Here is a 20,743-nt window from a genome sequence, read left to right as displayed (position 1 = left end):
CACAGTAAAATATTGTGATTTTTTTACGACTTCTCGACTGTAGTTGTTTTCTTTACTATGTGTCCAACTACCTCAAACGATGATTGCCATGAACCAACAACCTAGTATTCAAGCGCTCGCCGCTGAACTGGAGCGAGAGCTGACATCTCGTTATGGCGTCATGTTGGGAAGTCGCGCCTTATGGCGCGAGCTTGGCTTCTATTCGCCCGCGGCTTTTAGCCAGGCGATCATCCGGGGAAATATGGAAGTTCCGATTTTTGAGGTAAAGCACCGTCGCGGATACTTTGCATTGTCCAAGGACGTTGCCCTGTGGGTTGCCCAGCAGCGTTACCAGTGCACCACTGAACTCGAACCAGTCTTATCACAAGGCAACAACTGATCCCAGGTGAACTCAGGAACAGGCTATCGTTCGGCTAACCGAACGATAGGAAATAGGCTTTGAAACTTAAAGGAGGGACATATCAATGAGCGCAGCCCGATAACTGTATTGAAATAGCAGGCTTTGGAGATGAAAAAAGCCCTGGGTGAGCGCCCAGAGCGTTTAGGAGAAGCGTCAGATTTGAACACCCTGACGACTACATTCTGTGTCTCCCCTCGGCTGACGTCAAGTCAGCAACCTGCCCATTCATCCATGAATTTGCATTGAACGCGACCGGCGAGGCTTTGTTTCGCCTGTCACAGGGGAATGTGATGAGGCTAAAAGTAGATCAACTGCGGCAGGTCGTGCGACATGCCAACAGTCCAAAGCTGTCTCTACGTGCGGTGGCACGTCTTTCTGGGGTGTCTCCTAACACGGTGCGTGCGCTTCGCGACCATCTGAGTTCCATCAGTGAAGACTGGGAGAGCTTGCGGGCCTTGGATGACAGTGCTTTCGAAGCTCGCCTTAACTACGGGCAGGAAACGAGGGGCCGTCGCCGCTCAATACCGAACCTTGCTCAAGTACATGACGAGCTTCGAAAGCGTGACATTACCTTGAGCTTACTGTGGGAGGAGTTCCGTAACGACGACCCCGAGAGCGCATCTTATACTCAGTTCACCCGACAGTATCGAACATGGCTGAAGAAACAGAAGATCAGCATGCGGCAGATTCATAAGCCGGGCGACAAACTGTTTGTGGATTTCTGCGGGCGCACCATTCCGATCATCGACCGGGAGACCGGTGAAGAAACCAAGGCTCACGTCTTTGTCGGCGCCTTGGGCGCGTCAGGCTATCTATGTGCAACAGCCGTCGCCAGCCAGACAGTTGCCAATTGGCTGCATTGTCACGTCATCGCCCTGCAACACCTGGGTGGTGTGCCACGCTACGTAGTGCCGGACAATCTCAAGGCTGCGGTACTGAAAAACGGGCGGGATTCGATCCAACTGAACTCAGCTTATCAGGAGTTCGCTGAGCACTACGGATTCGGTATTCTGCCTGCTCGACCGCGCAAGCCTAAGGACAAGTCGCTAGCCGAGATTGGTGTTCAGATCGTGCAGCGTTGGGTGCTGGCTCGCTTACGGAATCACAATTTTTTTGCGCTGGATGAGCTGAACCAGCAAATCAGCTACTGGATGACGCAGTTGAATGAACGGATCACCAGAACCTACCCCAAGAGTCGTCTGGTACGTTTTCAGGAACTCGATGTACCAGCGCTGAAGAGCCTGCCCAATGATCGCTATGCATTCAGCCTGTGGCGTTACCAAGTTCGTGTAGAAAGCGATTACCACATTGAGCATCAAGGTCATCGCTACTCACTTCCCTACCAATACACCAGCTTATTAGTCGACATCCGTGCGACCAGTGAAAACCTCATCGTGAGCTATCGACGTCGTCAGATCGCCAGCCACCAACTGGTCATCGGCCCAGGCATCACCACGCTGCCAGAACATCAGCCGGCTCAACACAAACACTATCAAGACTGCCAGCCTGAGGCTCTATTGGCCTGGGCGGAGTCCATTGGGCCCGCAACACTTACCTACGCTCGACGTAACCTCGAGGAGCGCAAGGATTTCGCCAATGGACTGAAGGCCGTTATTGCCTTACGACGAGACACTCGGAACGAACAACTGCATGAACGTATTGAGTCTGCCTGTGCCTACGCCCTGAAGTTAAAAATCCTGGGCTATGAGCGCCTGCGCTCGATATTGAGAAACGGTACCGATCAGCACCCAGAGATCCCACCACATGCACCCGCCATGGAACACGAGAATCTGCGTGGCGCTGCTTACTATGTTGTTCAAGCTGGAGATATCGCATGAGTAACGCGCCCTTTACCATGCAGCGCCTGCATGAGCTTGGTCTTCGCGGCATGGCCCAAGCTTACGAGCGTCAGCAGAGCATCCCGAGCCTGCAAAAAAAGTCCTTCGATGCCAGACTGGGTGAACTGTTGGATGTCGAGACCTCAGAGCGAGAAAACCGGAAAATCGAACGCTACCTCAAGTCGGCTAAGTTACGTTTCGCTCAGGCAACCCTTGAAGATGTTGATTTCAAGAGCGATCGAGGTCTTGATCGCAGCAGGATCATGGCGCTGTCCGATTGCGAATGGATTCGGCGTAAGCAGAATTTGATTTTGACCGGAGCGACCGGTACGGGAAAAAGCTGGATGGCCTGCGCGTTTGGGAATCAAGCCTGTCGCTTGGGGTTTAACGCGTACTACACCACCTCGACCAAGCTGTTTGAGGACATTGCTTTCGCGCATGCGGATGGCTCTCTCCCTAAACTGCGCCGGCAGTTGATCAAGATCCCATTGCTGATTATTGACGATCTGGGTATCGGAGGGATCGCTAAACACCTCGGGCCAGCGCTACTGGAAATTGTGGATTTGCAGTCTATGAACGGCTCGCTGTTGCTCACCAGCCAGATACCAACCGAAAAGTGGTATGACCTGTTCGGTGATCCCACCATAGCCGATGCCATCCTGGACCGAATAATTCATCGGTCACATCTGATGGAGTTGACTGGAGAGTCCATGCGTAAGCGCCGGGGTAAGAATCTGTAGAGCGACACTTGAGGCAAAAACAGACCGGCACTGAGTGCCGGTTTTTTGTTGGGGGCGTGAACATTCACAACAGGCCATAAAATCTGACCATCCGGATAAGAAAGTGCAATCGAACGGGCCCGGTTTCCGACAGTGCAAGTGATGCAACTGCTGTTCAGTGGGAATGCAATTGGGTGTGCAAGTCGGATGCAATTAGGTGTTCAGATCCGATGCAATTGAGTGTTCAGATGAATGCAATTACACAGCGTGAGGTCCCAGGCGGCATTTCGAACCCCTGCGATGGCGCCGTCGCGGTCGGGGGAGTTCTTCTGTTTAAACACCCCTTTTTTGGGGGGGGAGTTTGGCGCTAGGTACACACTGGCCAAGAGAGCCGCCGGTCCGCCAAAAGTGAATTCGTCAGCCATCCAATCCAACAAATGAAGAACTCTCCCAACAGGAGTCATTGGAAGAAAGTCCAGCTCAAGGATCTTTAGCGCAAGGATGTAATTTCGGTTCCAGCGCTTCAGAGGCCTCGCTAAGTCAGTCGCAGCAATGGGGGAGGGCTTATATGAGCGAGAGACGCCATCCGTGCGATGGAGGGCAACGTTGATCATATCCTGGGGATGCGCGCTATCGGCTGCTCGAAACCAGCCCAGCTCTTCGTGAGCACAGTCGTTGCCGGATAGGTGAGCGAGTTCGTGAAAGGCAATGCTGGGCTCAAAATCAATCTTGAGGCAGTGGGTGAAGGCGAGCAGACCTGCTGCTGTCTGAAGCTGACGATCCGCTATTGTTTCGTACCCTCTCGCAAGCTGAGCAAAGCGAGAGGCAACATTGCGGTCGGGCAGGATCTGGGTTTTGATCCCCTCATGCTGAGCATAAAGATAGACGGCAGGATCGTAGATTCCCCTGCCTGGGGGGAGATAGCCGGGAACCAAAATATCTGCTTTCTCAAGAGACGTCGCGACCAGTAGCAGATCGGCTATTGGGAAGTCTGCCGGTAGCAAAAAAACGCCGCCTTCATCGTTGATTCTCGACAGTGTCATCCTTGATATCGTCCTATTGGCCAGAAGGCGCAGCGTACTAGAAACTGGCCAGTTTCACTTTGGCTTAATGGTCCAACTCTGGCGTTTTTACCGAGTACTCAAACTTCAGCGGCCTTATTCGTCATCTGGTGAGGTGGTACCTGTGCTTCCAAAGACAAAATGCCGGCTCCGGCCAAACTGAGCCGCAATTTCCACGAATGTTTTCTTGAATTGTTCGTCAACGAGTGCTCTTTCTTCCGGGCTCAGCGCCTCATACTTTGCAAGCCATTCGTTTCTTTGCCGCGACAAGCGTGCCTGGTTCATCGCTTTGATTTTCAGCAGTCGTTCAAAGTCAGAGCCTTCCAGTGTTTGGTCTATCATTTTGAGTCCGGTACTTTTCGTTGATCAACATCATTCAAGTACGTAGTACCTGGCAGGGAGAGGCAGGGTTCACTCGTTGAAACCGAATGTAACTGGGAACACACTGAGCCTCAGCGATCTCAGGACTATTGGCTATACCTTATTTGGTATAGCCGTGAATTTTCACTTCAGAATTTTGAATGTCTATGCGCGACGATTTCCGGGCCAAAACCATTCGTAACCTTGCCGCTCGTGTGGGTTATCACTGCTCGAATCCATCCTGTATGCGCTCGACTTCCGGCCCAGCTTTAGCTGAAGAAGGGGCGGTTAATATCGGTGTCGGTGCGCACATCGCAGCAGCGGCACCTGGAGGGAAGCGCTACGATCCCAGCATGAGTTCCGCCGAGCGCAGCAGCCCCATGAATGGTATCTGGATGTGCCAAAGTTGTTCAAAACTCATCGATTCCGACGATTCGCGCTTTACGGTCGCACTGCTGCAAGAATGGAAAGACACGGCAATACAACGGGCACTGGATGCGATCGCCGGTGGCGAACCGCTAGGTTCTATTAGACCTGCTGAACTGCTCGATGATGCAGACCAGGATTTCCTTCAGGGGCTCAACCTTCCAACCGTTGAAGCGATCGATGTGGTCGGAGGACGACTTCGTGCGGCGACACTAACAGACATTCAAGGTTTCCGTGCTGCACCCGGTCAACCCGCGCGAACCATTGCGCTAACGCTAAGGCTTGAGGGCAGTACCACACCCCAAGTGACGTTTGAAAGCTTTGCACGACTTGTTTCGCTTGCAGAGCCAGTTGGCGTTGTCGCGGTAGGCGGCACCGGGAAATCGACCACTCTTTTACAGCTCGCAGAATGCATGGGTCATCAGGAAGGTTTGATTCCTATGCTTGTCCCCCTCGGTGAGTGGTCTGACCGACTGGAAGATTTTTTTGATTTCGTCCTACGTCGTAGCGCTTTCTATGGCATCAGGCGAGAACACTTGATGCAGCTGGCCTACCACGGGAATCTTGCTCTGCTGTTGGATGGCTGGAATGAACTACCAGCCGATGCTCGGTTGCGAGCAACTCGTGACCTGACGGCGTTACAGCGCGACTACCCGCAACTCGGCATTGTCATAAGCTCGCGACGTCAGGCTCTACCGGACATTCGGCCGATTATCGTGATCGATCCTCTTTCCGATGAGCAACAGCTAGAGATCGCGCAAGCGGTGAGGGGGGATGAGGGCGTTGGTTTTGTGGATAGGGCTTGGCGAACACGTGGAGTCCGCGAGTTGGTGAGCAATCCACTTTATCTAAATGCCTTGCTGACGTTGCCCACAGGTGCGGAATTCCCGGTGACGAAGGAAGCGGTGTTGCGCATGTTTGTGCTTCAGAATGAGAGCGCACCTGAGAAAGTCGAACGTTTGCAGAGAGATGCTGCTGGTCAGCATAAAGCCTTTTTGATTGGGCTTGCGGTCGAAGCAGTCCGTGGCGCGAATACTATAGTCGCCGACACCAGCGCTAACCGCATCGTTTCAGACGTCACGAAGTGTCTTATAGCGGCTGGACAAATTGGCTCAGCACCGCAACCCCGTGCAATTGTTGATGGGTTAGTTGCCGCGCACTTGCTGGTTCGCTCGACTGGCATCGACGGAGCAGTGAGTTTCCAGCATCAGTTGTTCCAAGACTGGTATGCGTCTTTGGAAGTAGGACGTGTGATGCTTGACGCGTCAGCAGGGGATGCGGATGCGCTTAACGTACTGCGCGAACAAATGCTCAATTGGCCGAGCTGGGAGGATTCGGTCCTCTTCGCATGCGACAGAGTTTCACGTGAAGGTGAAGAAGGCGTGCGGTCGGTCGCAGTTGCAATTAACGAGGCGCTTAAAATTGACCCGGTTTTGGCTGCGGTAATGCTCGAGAGAGCCGATGATTTGGTATGGAGGAAGGTGCGCGATGAAGTTCTTGCTTTTATTGAGCGCTGGCACCGCCCGGGAGAACTTGATAGAGCTGTGAGATTTATGGTCGCCTCTGGAAAGCCCGATTTCGCGCAAGCAATTTGGCCGTTTGTCTCAAGCACAGAGCGTCAAACTCAATTCGGTCTATTCGGATTAATTGATCGTTTTCACCCCAGTGTCCTCGGAGTTGATTGTGCGATCCAGTTGGGTCAGATACCTACGGCCCAGCGACTAATAGCTTTCCCTGAGATCGTACGCAATAGTGGATTCGATGGCTTGGAGCTAGCGGTTGAACTGGCTGCTTCCGATCCTGATCCGGAGGTAGTTGCCGCCGTTGTAAAGGCATTGGCGTTCCGCCGAGCTGACCGCCATGTGAACCTAATTCTGGAGGCTGCTTCGGACACGGTTTGGGACGTGGTAGCGCACGAGGGTTTCCCTGAACACCTCACTGACGTGCAGCTTGATGCTCGCCTGATGGCTCTGCGCGGAGCGGCACGCAAAGCTGACGCTACGCCAGGGCAATTACTTGACTGGATCTTGCAAGAGAGCCCAGAGGACGCGGAGTTCCAGATTACGCAGCTAATAGGGACAGTCGAGTTCGATCCGAATGGCAGTAGGATCGATTATGCAGTGATGACTTCGTTCTCAAAGTATCCGCTCGCCGTTGCTGCTGGGCTCGTTGCCAGAGTCGTCGCAGATTTACCACTTCCTTTTCGAATAGAGGACTATCTCCATCAGACACCACTAATCGATTCAGGACCGGTTGCTGAGGCGGCTATCGATCCACTCACCTCGGAGCGTCGTTTAAATGCTGCTGCGGCCGTCATTGGCCCGGTCACCATCGCTGCGCTCTTCGACCAGTTGTTTGTAATAGATAGCCAAGTGGAGGTGCTTGGGCGATATGACGAGGTATTGTCGAAAGCCCATCATCGATTGGTAGGTGCGCTATCCGGCACACGGCAAAACGTCTTCGCACAGGTGCTTGTATCCAAGTCAGAGGAGGCTAACTATCGTCGCATCGGCTTGTTAGCTGATTTTCTCGCCCGTCACGGCCGGGGCGGTGGTGATACGAAGCCTCCATTTGACAATGAATCTCGCTCGAATTTGTCTCGAGTCATTGGCACTTGGATAGACGCACTACTAGCTGCACCTCAGCTACCCCGTAATGTTGCTTCCGAGGTGGCTCGAGCCGCTGAAAGAGTTGCGGATGCTGAGTTGGCGGAACCTCTGTTTACTCTCATTGAGCGTGACTTGGCCGAATATGAGATTGAACGATCTCGCTGGCTTCAAGCTGGGGGACGTGGAGGTGTGAACCCAATGGGGCATTCGTTGATGTACTCCCGGGCCTTGGCAGCTATGCATGATGCACCTGCTGTCGCAGTACTCATTCGGGGGTTGGGTGACTTACGTTGGGGCAAGGAGGCAGCAGGGGCGTTGCTGGAGATTTGGCTGGTCGATCATTCCCCTTCAAATAAACCGTACTTCAATAGGTCGACCGATTACTCGCATCATCTGATTCGGAGAGCGGAACGCGTGAAGCAACGCCCTGCGACATCAGATTTCGCGGAGGCGATCTTTGCTGTGGCGATGGATTTCGGAGTTGCTTCAAAGTCTGATGCAGAGCAGAAGTATGCTCTTGTACTTGGCAGTGTGGGTCTTGCTTTACCGCATGGAGCAAAGCGATCAGAAATAGATTTGCTTCTGTCGCTTCCTCAGCCGACACCGTGCAAGCATCGTTTACTGGTAAATGCTGCTCGCGCTGGCGAAGTTATTCCTTCTGCGATGCTGATGGAAGGTGTGCAGTCACTACTCTCCGAAGCCCAGGAACAAAGATGGCGACTTGACGAGAATCGTGGGGAGTTGATGGGGTGGATTGATTTATTCCCCTTTTCCGACGGTCCAGAACGGGTACACGATGCCATTTCTATGTTGTCAGATCAGCACCGTAGCCCAAACGCTTTACGACGTTTGTTAGAGACCATCCCCCAAAGCCCCGCCGATACTGCGTTTGTCATGCTAGAACGTCTGGCCGCTGACATCCCTGCGTTTTTGGGTGATTCCCAATGGACAAGCGCGATGTTGAAGTTGAACACTCAGGAGGCGGTTGTTGCTGTGCTTGAGCACCTTAGCGAGGGGCGAATCCCAGCAGGGGATGGCTTCCACCTGTCGTCTGAGTTAACCAGGCTTGCCATTTTGCTCCCTGATTTCCATAGGATTCTAATCGAGCGCTACCTTGCATTGCCCCCCGGAAGCACTCGCCGTGTTCTTGAAATGGCAATGAATGACTTACCTGGCGAGGACAATTTCATGGCGCTTTTTGAAGGTAACGTCGAAGCCCCTCATCCTTTTCAACATCTGGGTGGGGCGTTAAGAAACTTAGCTATTTCCCGGCGGCCCTCGGAGCAATGGAGGGGCGCTTTTGAGGAGTTTGGATTGCCCCTTACAGGGATACGTGCACGACTTTTCGCAATGTTACCTGCCAACGACGCGCACTCACGGTTGGCCAAACGGTGCTTACTGGCGATTGAAGAGTATCGGGACGAAAAGGGGCGGATTAATGACGAGCCAAGGCATCCGGATATAACGACAGGCCGAGCATGGCCGCCGGAGGCGGAAACTTGTTCCGCGTAACACTTTTAGGGAACACGACTACACGACAACACCGTGCTCTATTTTCCAGATTAAGGCTTCGACAAGGTTAAGCCCAACGAATGTGGACAACAGCTCGGCTGGCGCTTTCTGGCCCAAAGCCAGGGCAGGGCTTTCAAGCCAGTTCCGCATGGCGATTTTGTCACCCGCAAATAAACCCAGGGCACCGTTGAGGACAACTGCTGCACGGAAGAGGTAATCGCTTTCAGTTGGATTCAACGTGCCTGCCTTCAACCAGCGCCTGCGCGTGGAAATTTTTACGTCCAGGAGCCTCCCTAGGGCTGCTTGAGTAAACCCGACAAACACGCTCAATTCGCTGAAAAAAGATGAGGGCAGACCTTCACGAATTAGCGTTGAAGCCGCCAACCAATCTGAGCGAGCATCAAGCATGCTCAGAAATGAATCCGATAGCAGCTTGGTTTCTCCGCCTTCTTGTACGCGATCGATCATTCAGCCTCGTAACACCTTCGTGAATTTACCTCCCTAACAGTGCCTTACTCGTCCGTTTCCAGCTGACCCTTCTCCGTAGTATCCCTCCAAATGAGGTCACGCCGGATCTGATCAAAAAGTGTTTCGATGTTTTCCAGCGTCCATGATTCTAGATAACTCCCAACCATCAGGCTTGCTGGGTGCACGCCCATGAACGCAGCGAGTTGATCGATCTTTTCGACCGTTGGAGATTTTAATTCCCGTTCCAATTGGCTGATGTAGGTCCGGCTGCTGACTAACGCAAAATCATCCTGACTAAGACCTTGTCGCGCCCGCAGCTTTCTCAGCGCGGCGCCAAAGGTGGCACTCGGTTCCATTTTTTCATCTCACAAAAGAGATGATGAAGCATGGAATGAACACTATAATGCCACGTACTATAGCGTTCATAAGTGCTTTTTTGAGAAATTATATGTTTGAAACCTATGAGGCAGCGAGGCTGCCGGTGCTGCCGTCTTTCGAGCAGAACACGACACGCTGGGCGTTCATCGCTCAGTCCGAGAACCGTGAATGGTTTTATGTGACGCACCAATATTTTCAGGATGGTGATCCCGACTGCGTGTGTGCTCAGCAGTTTTTGATCCCCGATGTCATCGGCCTGATGAGCTTGGTGCAGTCTGATTCCGATAGTGCCTTTGTCAGTGGAGTACAGCTCGTATCGCCGGGATGGTTGAACGGTACGGATGAGTGGCGAATGGAGGCGCTTACTAAATTGATCGCAACGCCCGGTGAGGAGGGACGCAAATACTCATACGAGGTTTCAGGTGGCAGCACCTATCCGGTGCGGCAAGTGGATTCCCCACATCCTGTGGGAAAAACCATATGGCCACTGCGGTAGGAGGATTTTCAAATGAGTCCTGATCTAGAACATTTGCTCTGTAAGCCACATCTGTCGCTTTTTCCAAACGCCGTAATAGTGAACGATCACTTTTTTTGGGGCTTTGAGTGTGGAGACGGATGGTTCGACATCCTTAACCATGCGTTCTCCCTTGTTTCAGCGAGAACCGATATTAGTCCTGGTTGCGGTGAAGTGACCGTCGAGCAGGTTAAGGAAAAATTCGGCGGACTGAGGATTCATTACCGTGGGGGTGACGATTTCGTCGAAGGTGTCTTCAACCTTGCGGAAGCTGCGTCCGTTCATATTTGTGCCATCTGTGGCAACCGCGCCCCCAACCGGAGGATGCATTATCACCATCCTCGTTGTGCGATCCACTATGGGGAGTAGACCTTGAAGTACAGCATGGCAAATCGCGAGAATTTGATAGCGAAGCTGCACGAGCAACTCAAATGCGGCGACTCGCTAATTGACCTAGATGAGGTTCGAAGATACGTCTCATCACCAAGGTTGTTCGATCTCACCGTTCGAGACCTCAAGCGAACACTGAGTTATGTCGGCGATACGTTCCTGGACCACCGATCGATGCTCGCTGATTGGCCGCAGCGGACGTATGGGGTTTCTCTCGAGCAATGGCGGGAGTTGTCGTCCAGCGTTGAGCTGATTGAGGACTTTCACCACAACGATACAAATGTTTCGAAAATCCAGATCTGGTCGTTCGAGCCCGCGGGCCTCACTGAGGAACAGTTGTGCCTGGCTGTAGCACTGTCCTACACCGACGCCGAGTTCCGCGCAGAGTCCCGGATTGTTGGAGCGCTCAACCACATACTCAATGACTTAGGATTCTATGTGGACGGGGATCGTTACTAGCGGTGCGCGTCAGTTTCGCTGAGCGTCCAGCTGCCGTGTAGGTCGTTGAACGACATCACCCAGGATTGAACCAAGGGGGAATCGCCGGTCTCCTGTGACGCTGAAGTATCCAGCCCGTCGTGGAAAGGTGAGAGCCATGGGGATTCCAGTCCTCGTGGTGCACCAAGATATCCAAATCCACAGATCAGATTCTTTGCTTCAGCCAAACGTATCGTGGCTGCTCAGGTATGTTTTGAAGCGATGCGAGACGCACGGCTTCAATTCGCAGCTCATCGAGCTTAGTTCCCGAATTACCTACGGGCGTCACCATCGAGGTGGTCTGTGGCCCTATCTCTTCTGCGCAACGTCCGGGCCCTGTTCACGTCGGAAGGAGACGGGTTGAAGGTGCTGTCATCCAAAATAGACACACGTGGAATTGGTGTGGCAGTAAGTGCTGAAAATATAACATTCAAACCAAAGACGTTTTTCATAGGAAGGACCATTGATCGTTAGATACTGCCAAGGTAACGGCGGGCCCGGCCAGAGAAAAACAAACGATAGGCATAACGTGCATCGATGGGGGCAATTGGTCATGGAAAAGGACAGGCAGCGCAGTTACCAGCGGGTGAATTCGGGTTTGTTGCGGTTGGACGTTTGAACGGACATTGGGGGCGCACACGGAGGTGGTAACCGACCACCATCCAAAGCAGAGCGAGTGTAAAACTCAATGTGTCTGATACGTCAATTAGTACATGTGGTGGGCTAATTGATTCTATGGGGTTGAAATAGTTGGAGTAAATTTCATTTTCAATAGAGCACGACATGGCTAATTAAATATTGTTTGCATAAGCGAACATATCAGCTACATTTTTATAAATCTCTGTAGATCCTATTCACGCTCCGAATCTTTATATCGTTACTCACCAAATAAGGAGGTGGGATTGTGCCAATACTTTATTTGGATATATTCGATCCTCAAGTGTATGGCGTTCTTGAACAGGCGATGGAACTGGAGGAGATAAGTGGAGTTGTATTCGAAGTGGTTCCTATTTCCAACGGCTCAATGTTATCCTACCTCCCGCTGTTGGCTTTCGCGTGGTTGAGACGAGAGTCGATATATAATGATTGTCTGTTGTTGCATTCTTTGTTGAAAACATCGAATGGAACTTCGGAGTTTTGGCTCTCTCGGGTATTAGGCATCATGAAAGTATATGCAGGTGGCGATGAGTCTCGCTTCGCTGAACAACTTCTCTGCATAGACAACGTGCGTTCCCTCACAGATTTGCTGGCAAGAAGTGAACTGCTTGAAATCAAGGCCTTGACCATGACTCAGTCAAAGGGTCGCGTATACATCGGCTACGTAGAGATTCAAAAATTCATGTCTCAATATTTACCCAAGGACCGGCCTTGGTCATTTAGAGCTAGAATTCCCTAACCGATCACCTAACTCCGACCTCTCACTGGGCGGCTACCCTTTGCAAAATGCTGACTACGTTATTGCTTGCTCTGCGATAACCGGAAGTCGAGGTAGCCCCCTTAGTCCATTACCTCGCGATGGTTCTCAATAGATAGAGATAGTCACAGACGAAACACCTCAGCGTTGGTGGTCCAGCTGCCTTGGTATCTGATTTACCTGCGTCTTTGCTGAACAATGAACGTCCGAAAAAGGCTACAGCTGAATGCTGCCTCAGCCGCACTGCGGTTTTGTGTAAAGAGGTGCTAGGCATTTACCAATTGTCTATATAGGCAAATATAGAGACCGATGATGGGGACGATTCGGAGGGGCCGAGAGCTGCCGGAAACTCGTCATGCAGGCGGCAACGCTTAAAAATACCGCTTTTATCGACAAAAACCATCTTCCCTCAGAGACCGCCTTTGAATGAAGAGTGGCGGTTTAAGCAGCTCCCAGCCTAGTCATTACCTCCGCGAATGACTGACTGATCGTTCCCCAAGTCGTCTTTAATCGTTGTCATTCTTGTACCAACCCTAAATATGCAGCTGAAAACCCCAAGCTATTTTCATATTTTTAAGACTAGATTGGAATGAATACCATAAAATTTATAATGTGTATTCATATGACAGAATTTCGTTATGACTGAATTCTGTACTTGATTGGAGAGGGAGATATTTGCGGGTCAATAGAATCAATAGTCTAGTTATGTTGGTCGATATAATTAGATATTAACTGTAAACGATTTGTCGATATTATGTTTGGCAATTGAGACTTGGTGAAATTTGAAAGTTATAAAGGTTGGTACTATGCTGCGCCGTAACTTGAAAGAGAAAGCAGTATGCCAGACTATAAAAGTTTTATTTCAGTACCATGTTTGGTAAGAGGGCGAGCAGCGTTCAGGCTTTTTATATTCTCACCAAGTGGCGAGCGATCTGAATTTGGTGTGTTTCTAAGCTATTGCTTGTGGCTGGCAGTGGGAGGCAGAAGGAATGGGACTTTCAAACGCTACACTCTTGCTGTTGCGAGATGGTTGGATTATATGTATGTTGGCATGCAAATTTTCGGAAATAAAGTTTCAACGTATTCGTTGTATCTTTCTTATTCTGATTATTTATCGAATGGAAGATTGTCGGATGACCCCATGGTCATACGCATGGTCAACATTTTAGGAGAAAATTTAGTTCTCCGCAAAAGCCTTGTTGTAGTCCATAACGGTATCGACTCGTTTATTTCGTTTTGCGCAGAGGAATACATTAGGAAAATAGACTACATTAAAAACGGATTGAGTACTTCATCAGGAGTGGAGGATGACTTAATTCGGGATTTAGCTTTAATACACCAAATGGCACAGCGCCGAAACGATGTTGCCTCGAAAAGACATCCTTACTCGCGTAGATCGAACAAAGTTTCCGAACACGTGGTAGGTGCCAAAAGCGACAAATTGGTACCTATAACGCCTGATAAATATTTCCCACTGGGACATATTGCGGAATTTATAGCTAATCTTAGAAGTTTTCGTGACGCAACTCTTATGTCTTTGTGTGCCGCTTCATGTTGGCGAATTTCTGAAGCCATGCAGATACTTTGGGAAGATATTGACTTTGCAACTCGTAAGATTTACTGCCGAGAGCCTATTGGCCGAGGCAACTATCTAGATGCCTACGTTGGCCTTAGTTTTCACGAGCGCGAGCAATTAGCCTGGAAAGGCCGCGAAACCAGCGAAACCGTGCTGCTCGAACCATATGGAACATTATTTTTTAAAAATCTAGCTCTCTATAGGCAAAATCAAAATTCATCGCAGCATAATTTCATTTTCGAGACGGAAAACGGTCGCCCACTATTCCTTTCCAGTTACTCAGGGGTGTTAGATGCGTTCAAATTAGCGGCTGCCCCTATTTATGAAAAGCTCGGATTATCGTTGTTTAGAGTTGGTCCGCATTCCTTAAGACATAGCTACTGTTACTTTATGTATAACTTTATTCATTTTGAGGAAGGGATGGGGATGAGCCTCTATGATCTCGCGAAGCTTACCGGGCATAAAGATGTCGGAGCGCTAGCGATATACGCCCAGAGAGATAGGGAGAGATTCTACGAGGAGATCTACATTGCAACTCAGTCCAGAATCAACGGCGGAGATGTAACAGAGACCCAGCTGCGTTTTGAATATCTTCGTAACCGTTTAGAGGAAGTTGCGAAGTTGTTGAATTCAGAAAAGGAGATCAAGTAAATGGTTAATTTTGGGGCGGAAATTATTTATTTGCTTTCGGGCGCCGCGTTAGTGGATTCATTCAAAAACGCGATGAAAAAAACCTGCTTGATATTATCAGCGGTTCTGGTCGATATACCCAAAGCGGCAGGGCTACCTAAAGAGCGGTTTCTTCACCATTTTCAAGGTTTAGATTTCAATGCGGACGAAGTACGTATATACGCCGATGTATGGTTTAAGCTATCTAATTTAAAAATTGATGACGTAAAACAAAATCCCCAGATAGCTGTTGACATGCTGCCAAACAAGTTGATCCCCTCGAGTGTGGAGCTACAGGAGTGGTTGCCAGTACTTAGGTGTTTTCTCGTTTGTTTTTATTATGAAAGAGCAATATTACTACCGTATGGTTTTATGCGGCCCCAAGCATTGTGGCTTTCAAAACTCGATGTTGATTTCAATGTATGGCCGGAAAATCTACTTTTATTCATAACTATGGAGGCAGAGCGCAAAAGGGATGCTATCAGTAGTTCTTCAACTGGTCGCTCCCCTGAGGAACGTAAACTTCGCCGGCTCATTCAAAATGGATCGAAGGTGCTACTCACCACTGATATGTATGGCCCTGAAGATCTAAATGTCGAGGACCTACAAGCTTGGAGGGCGTACCAAGCAAATGCTACTGATCGTAACCAATCTCCAGTTCCAATGAGGGATATTGTTATTGCACTGATAGAGGCGTTTCCTGGCAGAGTATCTGCCGATGTAGCTGCATGGACTGGGAGATTCAATTTCCCGTCCACTAAACGTTCTATTGGTTATGCGGACTTCAAGAGTTTTAGTCATCTGACCGAGGGCGACGGAACTCTAGAAGAGCGTATGCGGGATGCGTTTGCCATCGCTAACGTAGATATGAGTGCACTTAGTATTCAAGGGATCAAAGAGTGCGGAGCGGTTGAGTTCAGCTCAAAGATTTGCCCGTATGTAGACATTCAGACCGCTTCTGAAGTGTGGCTGGAATGTGAGCAGCACTTCTTCAGAACTCGTATATTAGAACTGGAACGGCCATATCATACATGTCTCGGTCGACTGAACGCATGGTTGTTTATCTATTTGCCTCTATGGTTTGCGGAAAATGGCACGGTTGCTTATATGTATCCCGAGACACCTGCGCTATTTACCGCGCATGTGCACTACTTCTGCATAGATAAGGACGCCGTTAGGCCTCTCTCTTTGGTGGAGTGGATGAAGTTCATGGGGTGGAAATATAATTCCCAGAATGGTGCCCATTTTCGAAGCTTCTTCGATGAGTTGATTGGTTCTCAGATGCCCGGATGTGAGGGGTTACGGCAACCCGTAATTAAGGTCCCAAAGAGTAAAAAATATCGAACTGTCACAAAAAATGCTTTCATTGGTGATCATTTCATGTTTTTTGTCAACTTCCTTCACTCTCTGGAGATGCTAAGCGAATATTTTTCTGAGCATTCAGAGGTGTTACATAAAGCAGTGTTGGAATCTAAGAAAAATGGTAACGATTTAGAATTGGAGTTAGTCGGGGTTGTACCGTGTTTTTTTATTCGTGGTAAAATTCACTACATAAAAAGAGTAAGTCCGGAGCTGTTTTCTTTTATTGTTGTAAAGGGTAATTCCTACTACTATCCTGGATTAATTCGGTTTATATTGGTTCTTCTGGAAGCTGGCCCGAGGGGGCAGGCTGCTCAATGGATCGACGCGCGTGAGTACGATCAGCTATGTGACCGGTTGACCACCCACCCTTTTCATTTGACGTTGCTATGGTTAAACACAGATAAGGTTTCGTCTGTTCCAATTGTTGTTGTTACCATTATGCGCGTTATACAGTTGATGGATGCACAAAGAGACTGGTTGGTAAATATGTCGTCCCATTTGACTTCGCCGGGTTTGAGTCGTGAGGTGGATTATGATGGACGAAAAAAAACTAAATGGAAAAAAATTGCCCCGCTTTTTTTATACAATTTTTCAGATGGTACCCCATTTTCTGATAATGCTTATTCTTTGTTCTGGACAGAAGGCTGCCTGGCTTTTCAAGCGTATATGCGCATTAACATGGGAGTGAAATTACCACTTGTAGCATTTCTGCCGATAAAATCATCTGGTAAAGATGGAAAAGGTTATTTTGAATGGGATGATTTTGAAAAAAGAAAAATAACTGAAAAGGATGTCAAAGTTTTTACCCCTGACGCGTCTAATGTGAAGTCGTCTGAGGCTGTCGGTGCTCCCTATTGCCCTGTTAGGCTTCGATGTAAAATTACTCCACATGGGGCTCGCGCTAGTTTCGTGACTGAGCTGAGTTCAATATTGCAGCCAGAGCTTGTTATTCAGCTTACAGGGCAGTCTTTAATGCAGGTCAGAAGCTATGATAAAGGCGACCATTTGCGTAGGGCGATGCATGGAGTTTTCAATGGAGAAGACAACAGAGTAAAGCTGAAGGACATATTTAAGATTACCCATAACATGGATGAATTGGTTGGAACGCTTGAGGGAATTCGCGACGATCCGAATTTTGTGGGTCTTGCTGAAGAAAACGGCTGGATCAGTTTACGGCATACAACCTTACCCAATGGCCTTGGCTATTTGGCGTCGGACAAAGAGCAAACGGCCAGTCACTGTGATACCCATGTTTGCCCACTCGGTTTTATTTGTAACAAAGAGGTGATTCTCACTATCGGTAAGCACAATTGCCAGTTTTGCTCATTAGCTATATTTTCTGTTCATAATATAGTTGCCGTTGCGATGAAGCGACAAGCGGTGGTCGACAGGTTTTTGAATTACGAGAGACAAGTTGTCGAGATTGCATCTAAGTCAAGCCCCGCGCAGCGGGAGATTTTTGCGGCGAAGCTAAATGAGTTGGCTAAAGACGCATTAGGCTGGGCGGCGGTAGAGCATTCTTTGTGGGCTGTTATTCAAAGTAAAAAAAACAGCTCTGCAAAACAGGATGAGTTGATCGTACGAGACAAGTCATTTATGACATCATCGTTAGAGGTATTTTCAAATGATGTAAATTCTCCAGAAGACTTTCTCTATAGAGTAGGCATGTCAGAGGTGTTTCCTGATTTGACGTCCGAAACGACTCGTTTTGAAATTGATCGTGCAGCCCGACTACTTATGGCCGGGAATAACCAAGTAATCGAAGCGCTTACGGCGCCCGTTGGTTTTGGCAACGCGGAGATTGTCGTGTCTATGATTAGGAGCCTTTGTGCTAGCAAAAAGCTTGATTTACCGGAATTCATGAGGCTGTTGCACATGGATAAAACGACGTGGCTCCAACAGTTGGAACAGCATCAGCCGAACGGAAATGTAGATCTAGGCCTCAGTGGTTTGATTTTTAAGGGAAAGCCTTGAACACCGTCCTCATAAGGCAACGAGTACAGCGCTTAGATTTACTTCAGCGATCACTGGATATTGCTTCTGTGAGTAGCGTTAAATTTAAAGGTGTCACTCAACTCTCAAAATTTTGTGCAAGTTTGATACGAGAGTGGGAGCAGAGGCCTCTTGATGAGGGTATTCCCAGAGGAGTCCTAGTTACCACACAAAGCGTATTAAGTTGGAAGACTTTGCTTCGTGGTGGTTATCGGGTATATCTTGATGCGTGGGTCGAGTCTAATAATCCTAACAAAAAAGGTGACAGAGGCCGTGAACGTATTCGCGAGCTTGAATCCCAATTAGTTAAACTCCGCGCACAGTACGATCTTTTGCACGCGCAGTCACTTGAATGGTCGGATATGCCAATGAGTCCCTCTCATCAAAACGAGCAAAAGCTTGAGGACGCTTTCAAATGCATTGAGACATTGATAATTCATTTTTCAGATATGGTTGCTGTCCATGAGGGCGGTCTGGTTAGCCGAAGTGCCGCTAGGCCGACATTGATAAACGAAGCACGGTTCTCTGCCTTTTTGGCCTGGCGTGCAAAAAATGTTTCGAGCCAGTGAGGCCAGCGGGTGCCTTTCCCATTTGAGGCATCCAAGAATTTCGATGCTTCCGTCTAATACCACCAATCCACAATGTCTGTAGCAGAGATGGTCTCAGCTTCGTTTCGGTCCCAAAAATCCTTTTGTAACGACTCCCCAGTTTTCCCAGAGTGCGGATGGCGATTTCCGTCGCTCTGACTAAAAATCAGCCGCCATCTAACAGCAAAGTAGGAGCTAAGGATAAGATGCGTTTTGTCGTTTCTGCCAAACGGATCTCCAGGGTGATGGACAGATGAAACAATTTAGCTTGGGCCTGCGCTGAGATCGGTATCGCTGCGATGCTATAGCGTTTCCATCGGAAATCAGCCAAAAGCTTCGGAGCGTGGCTTTCTTCCATAAAGACCTGTCTTATGAGGACATCAATCTCGTTTTTGCTAGATTTTTTCGAGCTAAGAGGAAGGAGTTGAGATCTCCTCCGGGACGCTCGAGCTAGAGCTGTTAAGCAGTTGGGATCGCAGCTATAGGTGACCAGTCACACCAACCAGGCCTGATTTTTTCTAACGTAAAGGTCATTTAATCAACATGATAGATGGCTTACCATCTGCCGATGGTTGGGTTCCTCAAGAGAATGGTTCGAACCTGCCCTGGGACACCATATAATTCAAGGCATCCAAGTATTTCATCTTCTTCCGTATTTTCCTCATGGGTGCAGGGGGGGCAATAGAATTGCTTCAGTGTCGCGTCCTGAATAAGGTTTACCCCTTCTGGCTTTTTATCAGGAAGGTGCAATGGATACGCTGATGAGTTTCGCTGTGACCACAATTGTCTCTGCGGGAGGCAGTGCTGTTCTATTGGCGACCCTCGGATGGTTGTTCAGGAATTGGATAGGCGAACGCCTGAAAGCCAAATCCAACATCGGTCCGGATGACTCAAATGTGAGCCAGGGTCACAATTAACGGTATTTGCTCTAGCGAGAGGTGAAGTGTTCTATGGAGAAGCGCGTAGCGTTCATTTCGTGAAGAGAACCTCTAGGACCTGGCCAGATGCTTCGTCTATCCGGCAATTGCATCCAGCAAAATTTCCTACCCACAGCGGCTCCTCGCCCGTTACGCCGGTATAGGCATCCACGGCACCCATTCCAATACCTGGCGCTCGCCAAAGTAGATTGCCTGACGAGTCGTAGCAAAAAAGATTTTGCGCAGGAGCATTCCTCTCAAAAGCCATCCAATCAAACGTCACCAGCACCCGCCCGTTGACCAATACAGCTTCAAGGGCGGGATATTTACCCTCAATGCGTATCCCGTCCCCGAAAATCCAGTTGCCGCTCACTTCGAGTCGCATACGTTCTCTTCCTGTCCTTATCATCGTGATGGTTGCTCCGATGCGGTTTTCTACCGTATCGCGCTGCAACGTCGGTTTGACCTGCTTCAGTCTGCTGTCAGGTGGTCAATAATTCACGGCCTCATTCAAACGCCGTAGCGCTTGTTCCCGCCCGAGGTAATGCAGTAGCGGCCGCCCCTTGGTCCGACGCAGACGCTACCTGAAGAGCAGGGACAGGACGACCCATAGCTAGGCGATTGCTGACGACTGGGTTTCGGTAATGATGCTGGTTGTGCTGGAGTACTTTGCCTTGATGCGCTGTAACAATTCGCACCGCTACAGAGGCTTTTGGAGGACAGCCATCTAGCAGGTTGGCCATCGATACTCACTCTTGCCCATTCCTTTTGCTTTTCGAACACCTGCACCTTGTCGCCCCGTTCCAGACTGGAAATCACTTTGCCGCCAGGGCGATCCCTGAGGTTGAGTTTGTCAGCGCTGACAAATTGATCCGCTGGCGTCGGTGTCGCGACAGGTTCAGGCGTAGGGGAGAGTGATGAAACGAAATTACTCGGCGTAGCTTGGATGGTGGATGCCTTCTGCTGTGTTGGCGCCGTATCTTTTTTGCCCATGAGCCATAAGGCAGCGAACAGGATGAGCAGTGGTACGAGCCAAGGCTGAGATTTTTTGCGCATTTCCATTGCCCTCACAAA

At 49.6% G+C, this 20,743-nt stretch carries 18 protein-coding genes; 10 read left to right on the top strand and 8 right to left on the bottom strand.

Going from position 1 to position 20,743, the window contains the following annotated elements; genetic code table 11:
- The first annotated feature begins 88 nt into the window (after window positions 1-88).
- From ACA044_RS22655 to istB, 3 genes are all read left to right on the top strand, one after another.
- Window positions 89-379, top strand: a complete 291-nt coding sequence (locus tag ACA044_RS22655) for a hypothetical protein (RefSeq protein WP_497443366.1) — start codon at window positions 89-91, stop codon at window positions 377-379.
- Window positions 380-642: 263 nt separating this feature from the next.
- Window positions 643-2,238: an IS21 family transposase gene (gene istA / locus ACA044_RS22650; protein WP_497443365.1), complete on the top strand. Its 1,596-nt coding sequence runs from the start codon at window positions 643-645 to the stop codon at window positions 2,236-2,238.
- Window positions 2,235-2,978: an IS21-like element helper ATPase IstB gene (gene istB / locus ACA044_RS22645; protein ID WP_497443364.1), complete on the top strand. Its 744-nt coding sequence runs from the start codon at window positions 2,235-2,237 to the stop codon at window positions 2,976-2,978. The genes istA and istB overlap by 4 nt, the downstream gene beginning before the upstream one ends.
- Window positions 2,979-3,178: 200 nt before the next feature.
- Here the strand turns inward: istB and ACA044_RS22640 are convergent, their stop codons facing one another.
- The gene (locus tag ACA044_RS22640) at window positions 3,179-4,000 is read right to left on the bottom strand and encodes a hypothetical protein (RefSeq protein WP_497443363.1); all 822 of its coding nucleotides are present in this window, start codon (window positions 3,998-4,000) and stop codon (window positions 3,179-3,181) included.
- Window positions 4,001-4,114: 114 nt separating this feature from the next.
- Complete coding sequence (locus ACA044_RS22635) at window positions 4,115-4,360, bottom strand: hypothetical protein (RefSeq protein WP_497443362.1); 246 nt, start codon at window positions 4,358-4,360, stop codon at window positions 4,115-4,117.
- 185 nt (window positions 4,361-4,545) lie between these two features.
- On the opposite strand from ACA044_RS22635, the gene ACA044_RS22630 reads away from it, so the two are divergent.
- Complete coding sequence (locus ACA044_RS22630) at window positions 4,546-8,925, top strand: NACHT domain-containing protein (RefSeq protein WP_497443361.1); 4,380 nt, start codon at window positions 4,546-4,548, stop codon at window positions 8,923-8,925.
- A gap of 18 nt (window positions 8,926-8,943) precedes the next feature.
- On the opposite strand, the gene ACA044_RS22625 is transcribed toward ACA044_RS22630, so the two are convergent.
- Entirely contained in the window at window positions 8,944-9,393 is a 450-nt protein-coding gene (locus tag ACA044_RS22625) for an Xre family toxin-antitoxin system antitoxin (protein WP_497443360.1), read from the bottom strand.
- A 44-nt stretch (window positions 9,394-9,437) separates the two neighbouring features.
- The gene (locus tag ACA044_RS22620) at window positions 9,438-9,749 is read right to left on the bottom strand and encodes a helix-turn-helix domain-containing protein (protein WP_497443359.1); all 312 of its coding nucleotides are present in this window, start codon (window positions 9,747-9,749) and stop codon (window positions 9,438-9,440) included.
- A 92-nt stretch (window positions 9,750-9,841) separates the two neighbouring features.
- On the opposite strand from ACA044_RS22620, the gene ACA044_RS22615 reads away from it, so the two are divergent.
- Window positions 9,842-10,267, top strand: coding sequence for a hypothetical protein (locus ACA044_RS22615; protein ID WP_497443358.1), 426 nt, complete (start codon window positions 9,842-9,844; stop codon window positions 10,265-10,267).
- Window positions 10,268-10,423: 156 nt separating this feature from the next.
- On the opposite strand, the gene ACA044_RS22610 is transcribed toward ACA044_RS22615, so the two are convergent.
- The gene (locus ACA044_RS22610) at window positions 10,424-10,570 is read right to left on the bottom strand and encodes a hypothetical protein (protein ID WP_497443357.1); all 147 of its coding nucleotides are present in this window, start codon (window positions 10,568-10,570) and stop codon (window positions 10,424-10,426) included.
- Window positions 10,571-10,657: 87 nt separating this feature from the next.
- On the opposite strand from ACA044_RS22610, the gene ACA044_RS22605 reads away from it, so the two are divergent.
- From ACA044_RS22605 to ACA044_RS22585, 5 genes are all read left to right on the top strand, one after another.
- Window positions 10,658-11,134: a hypothetical protein gene (locus ACA044_RS22605; RefSeq protein WP_497443356.1), complete on the top strand. Its 477-nt coding sequence runs from the start codon at window positions 10,658-10,660 to the stop codon at window positions 11,132-11,134.
- Between the two features lie 922 nt (window positions 11,135-12,056).
- Complete coding sequence (locus tag ACA044_RS22600) at window positions 12,057-12,548, top strand: hypothetical protein (protein WP_497443355.1); 492 nt, start codon at window positions 12,057-12,059, stop codon at window positions 12,546-12,548.
- Between the two features lie 856 nt (window positions 12,549-13,404).
- Window positions 13,405-14,793, top strand: a complete 1,389-nt coding sequence (locus tag ACA044_RS22595; RefSeq protein ID WP_497443354.1) for a tyrosine-type recombinase/integrase — start codon at window positions 13,405-13,407, stop codon at window positions 14,791-14,793.
- Window positions 14,794-18,147, top strand: coding sequence for a hypothetical protein (locus ACA044_RS22590; RefSeq protein ID WP_497443353.1), 3,354 nt, complete (start codon window positions 14,794-14,796; stop codon window positions 18,145-18,147).
- On the top strand, window positions 18,144-18,734 hold the full coding sequence (locus ACA044_RS22585; RefSeq protein ID WP_497443352.1) for a hypothetical protein: 591 nt from the start codon (window positions 18,144-18,146) through the stop codon (window positions 18,732-18,734). Before ACA044_RS22590 ends, ACA044_RS22585 begins: the two co-directional genes overlap by 4 nt.
- A gap of 184 nt (window positions 18,735-18,918) precedes the next feature.
- Here the strand turns inward: ACA044_RS22585 and ACA044_RS22580 are convergent, their stop codons facing one another.
- The 3 genes from ACA044_RS22580 to ACA044_RS22570 all read right to left on the bottom strand — a co-directional run bounded on the left by ACA044_RS22580 (window position 18,919) and on the right by ACA044_RS22570 (window position 20,662).
- Window positions 18,919-19,110, bottom strand: a complete 192-nt coding sequence (locus ACA044_RS22580) for a hypothetical protein (protein ID WP_497443351.1) — start codon at window positions 19,108-19,110, stop codon at window positions 18,919-18,921.
- 611 nt (window positions 19,111-19,721) lie between these two features.
- Window positions 19,722-20,054 (bottom strand): DUF7957 family protein, encoded by a 333-nt coding sequence (locus ACA044_RS22575; RefSeq protein ID WP_497443350.1) that lies wholly within the window; start codon window positions 20,052-20,054, stop codon window positions 19,722-19,724.
- A gap of 125 nt (window positions 20,055-20,179) precedes the next feature.
- Entirely contained in the window at window positions 20,180-20,662 is a 483-nt protein-coding gene (locus ACA044_RS22570; RefSeq protein ID WP_497447286.1) for an SH3 domain-containing protein, read from the bottom strand.
- Window positions 20,663-20,743: the final 81 nt, after the last annotated feature.

This window comes from Pseudomonas sp. LBUM1673 (genome assembly GCF_059695645.1).
Note: the sequence above shows the minus strand (reverse complement) of the source record. Positions and strands in the feature narration are given on the sequence as shown.

Bases quoted from the DNA above. Each gene is read 5' to 3' on its own strand.
- ACA044_RS22655 (WP_497443366.1), top strand. From the start codon at position 89: ATGAACCAACAACCTAGTATTCAAGCGCTCGCCGCTGAACTGGAGCGA.
- ACA044_RS22575 (WP_497443350.1), bottom strand. From the start codon at position 20,054: ATGCGACTCGAAGTGAGCGGCAACTGGATTTTCGGGGACGGGATACGC.
- ACA044_RS22615 (WP_497443358.1), top strand. From the start codon at position 9,842: ATGTTTGAAACCTATGAGGCAGCGAGGCTGCCGGTGCTGCCGTCTTTC.
- ACA044_RS22630 (WP_497443361.1), top strand. From the start codon at position 4,546: ATGCGCGACGATTTCCGGGCCAAAACCATTCGTAACCTTGCCGCTCGT.
- istB (WP_497443364.1), top strand. From the start codon at position 2,235: ATGAGTAACGCGCCCTTTACCATGCAGCGCCTGCATGAGCTTGGTCTT.
- ACA044_RS22580 (WP_497443351.1), bottom strand. From the start codon at position 19,110: ATGGAAGAAAGCCACGCTCCGAAGCTTTTGGCTGATTTCCGATGGAAA.
- ACA044_RS22625 (WP_497443360.1), bottom strand. From the start codon at position 9,393: ATGATCGATCGCGTACAAGAAGGCGGAGAAACCAAGCTGCTATCGGAT.
- ACA044_RS22590 (WP_497443353.1), top strand. From the start codon at position 14,794: ATGGTTAATTTTGGGGCGGAAATTATTTATTTGCTTTCGGGCGCCGCG.
- ACA044_RS22570 (WP_497447286.1), bottom strand. From the start codon at position 20,662: ATGGGCAAAAAAGATACGGCGCCAACACAGCAGAAGGCATCCACCATC.
- ACA044_RS22595 (WP_497443354.1), top strand. From the start codon at position 13,405: ATGCCAGACTATAAAAGTTTTATTTCAGTACCATGTTTGGTAAGAGGG.
- ACA044_RS22635 (WP_497443362.1), bottom strand. From the start codon at position 4,360: ATGATAGACCAAACACTGGAAGGCTCTGACTTTGAACGACTGCTGAAA.
- ACA044_RS22610 (WP_497443357.1), bottom strand. From the start codon at position 10,570: ATGAACGGACGCAGCTTCCGCAAGGTTGAAGACACCTTCGACGAAATC.
- ACA044_RS22620 (WP_497443359.1), bottom strand. From the start codon at position 9,749: ATGGAACCGAGTGCCACCTTTGGCGCCGCGCTGAGAAAGCTGCGGGCG.
- ACA044_RS22640 (WP_497443363.1), bottom strand. From the start codon at position 4,000: ATGACACTGTCGAGAATCAACGATGAAGGCGGCGTTTTTTTGCTACCG.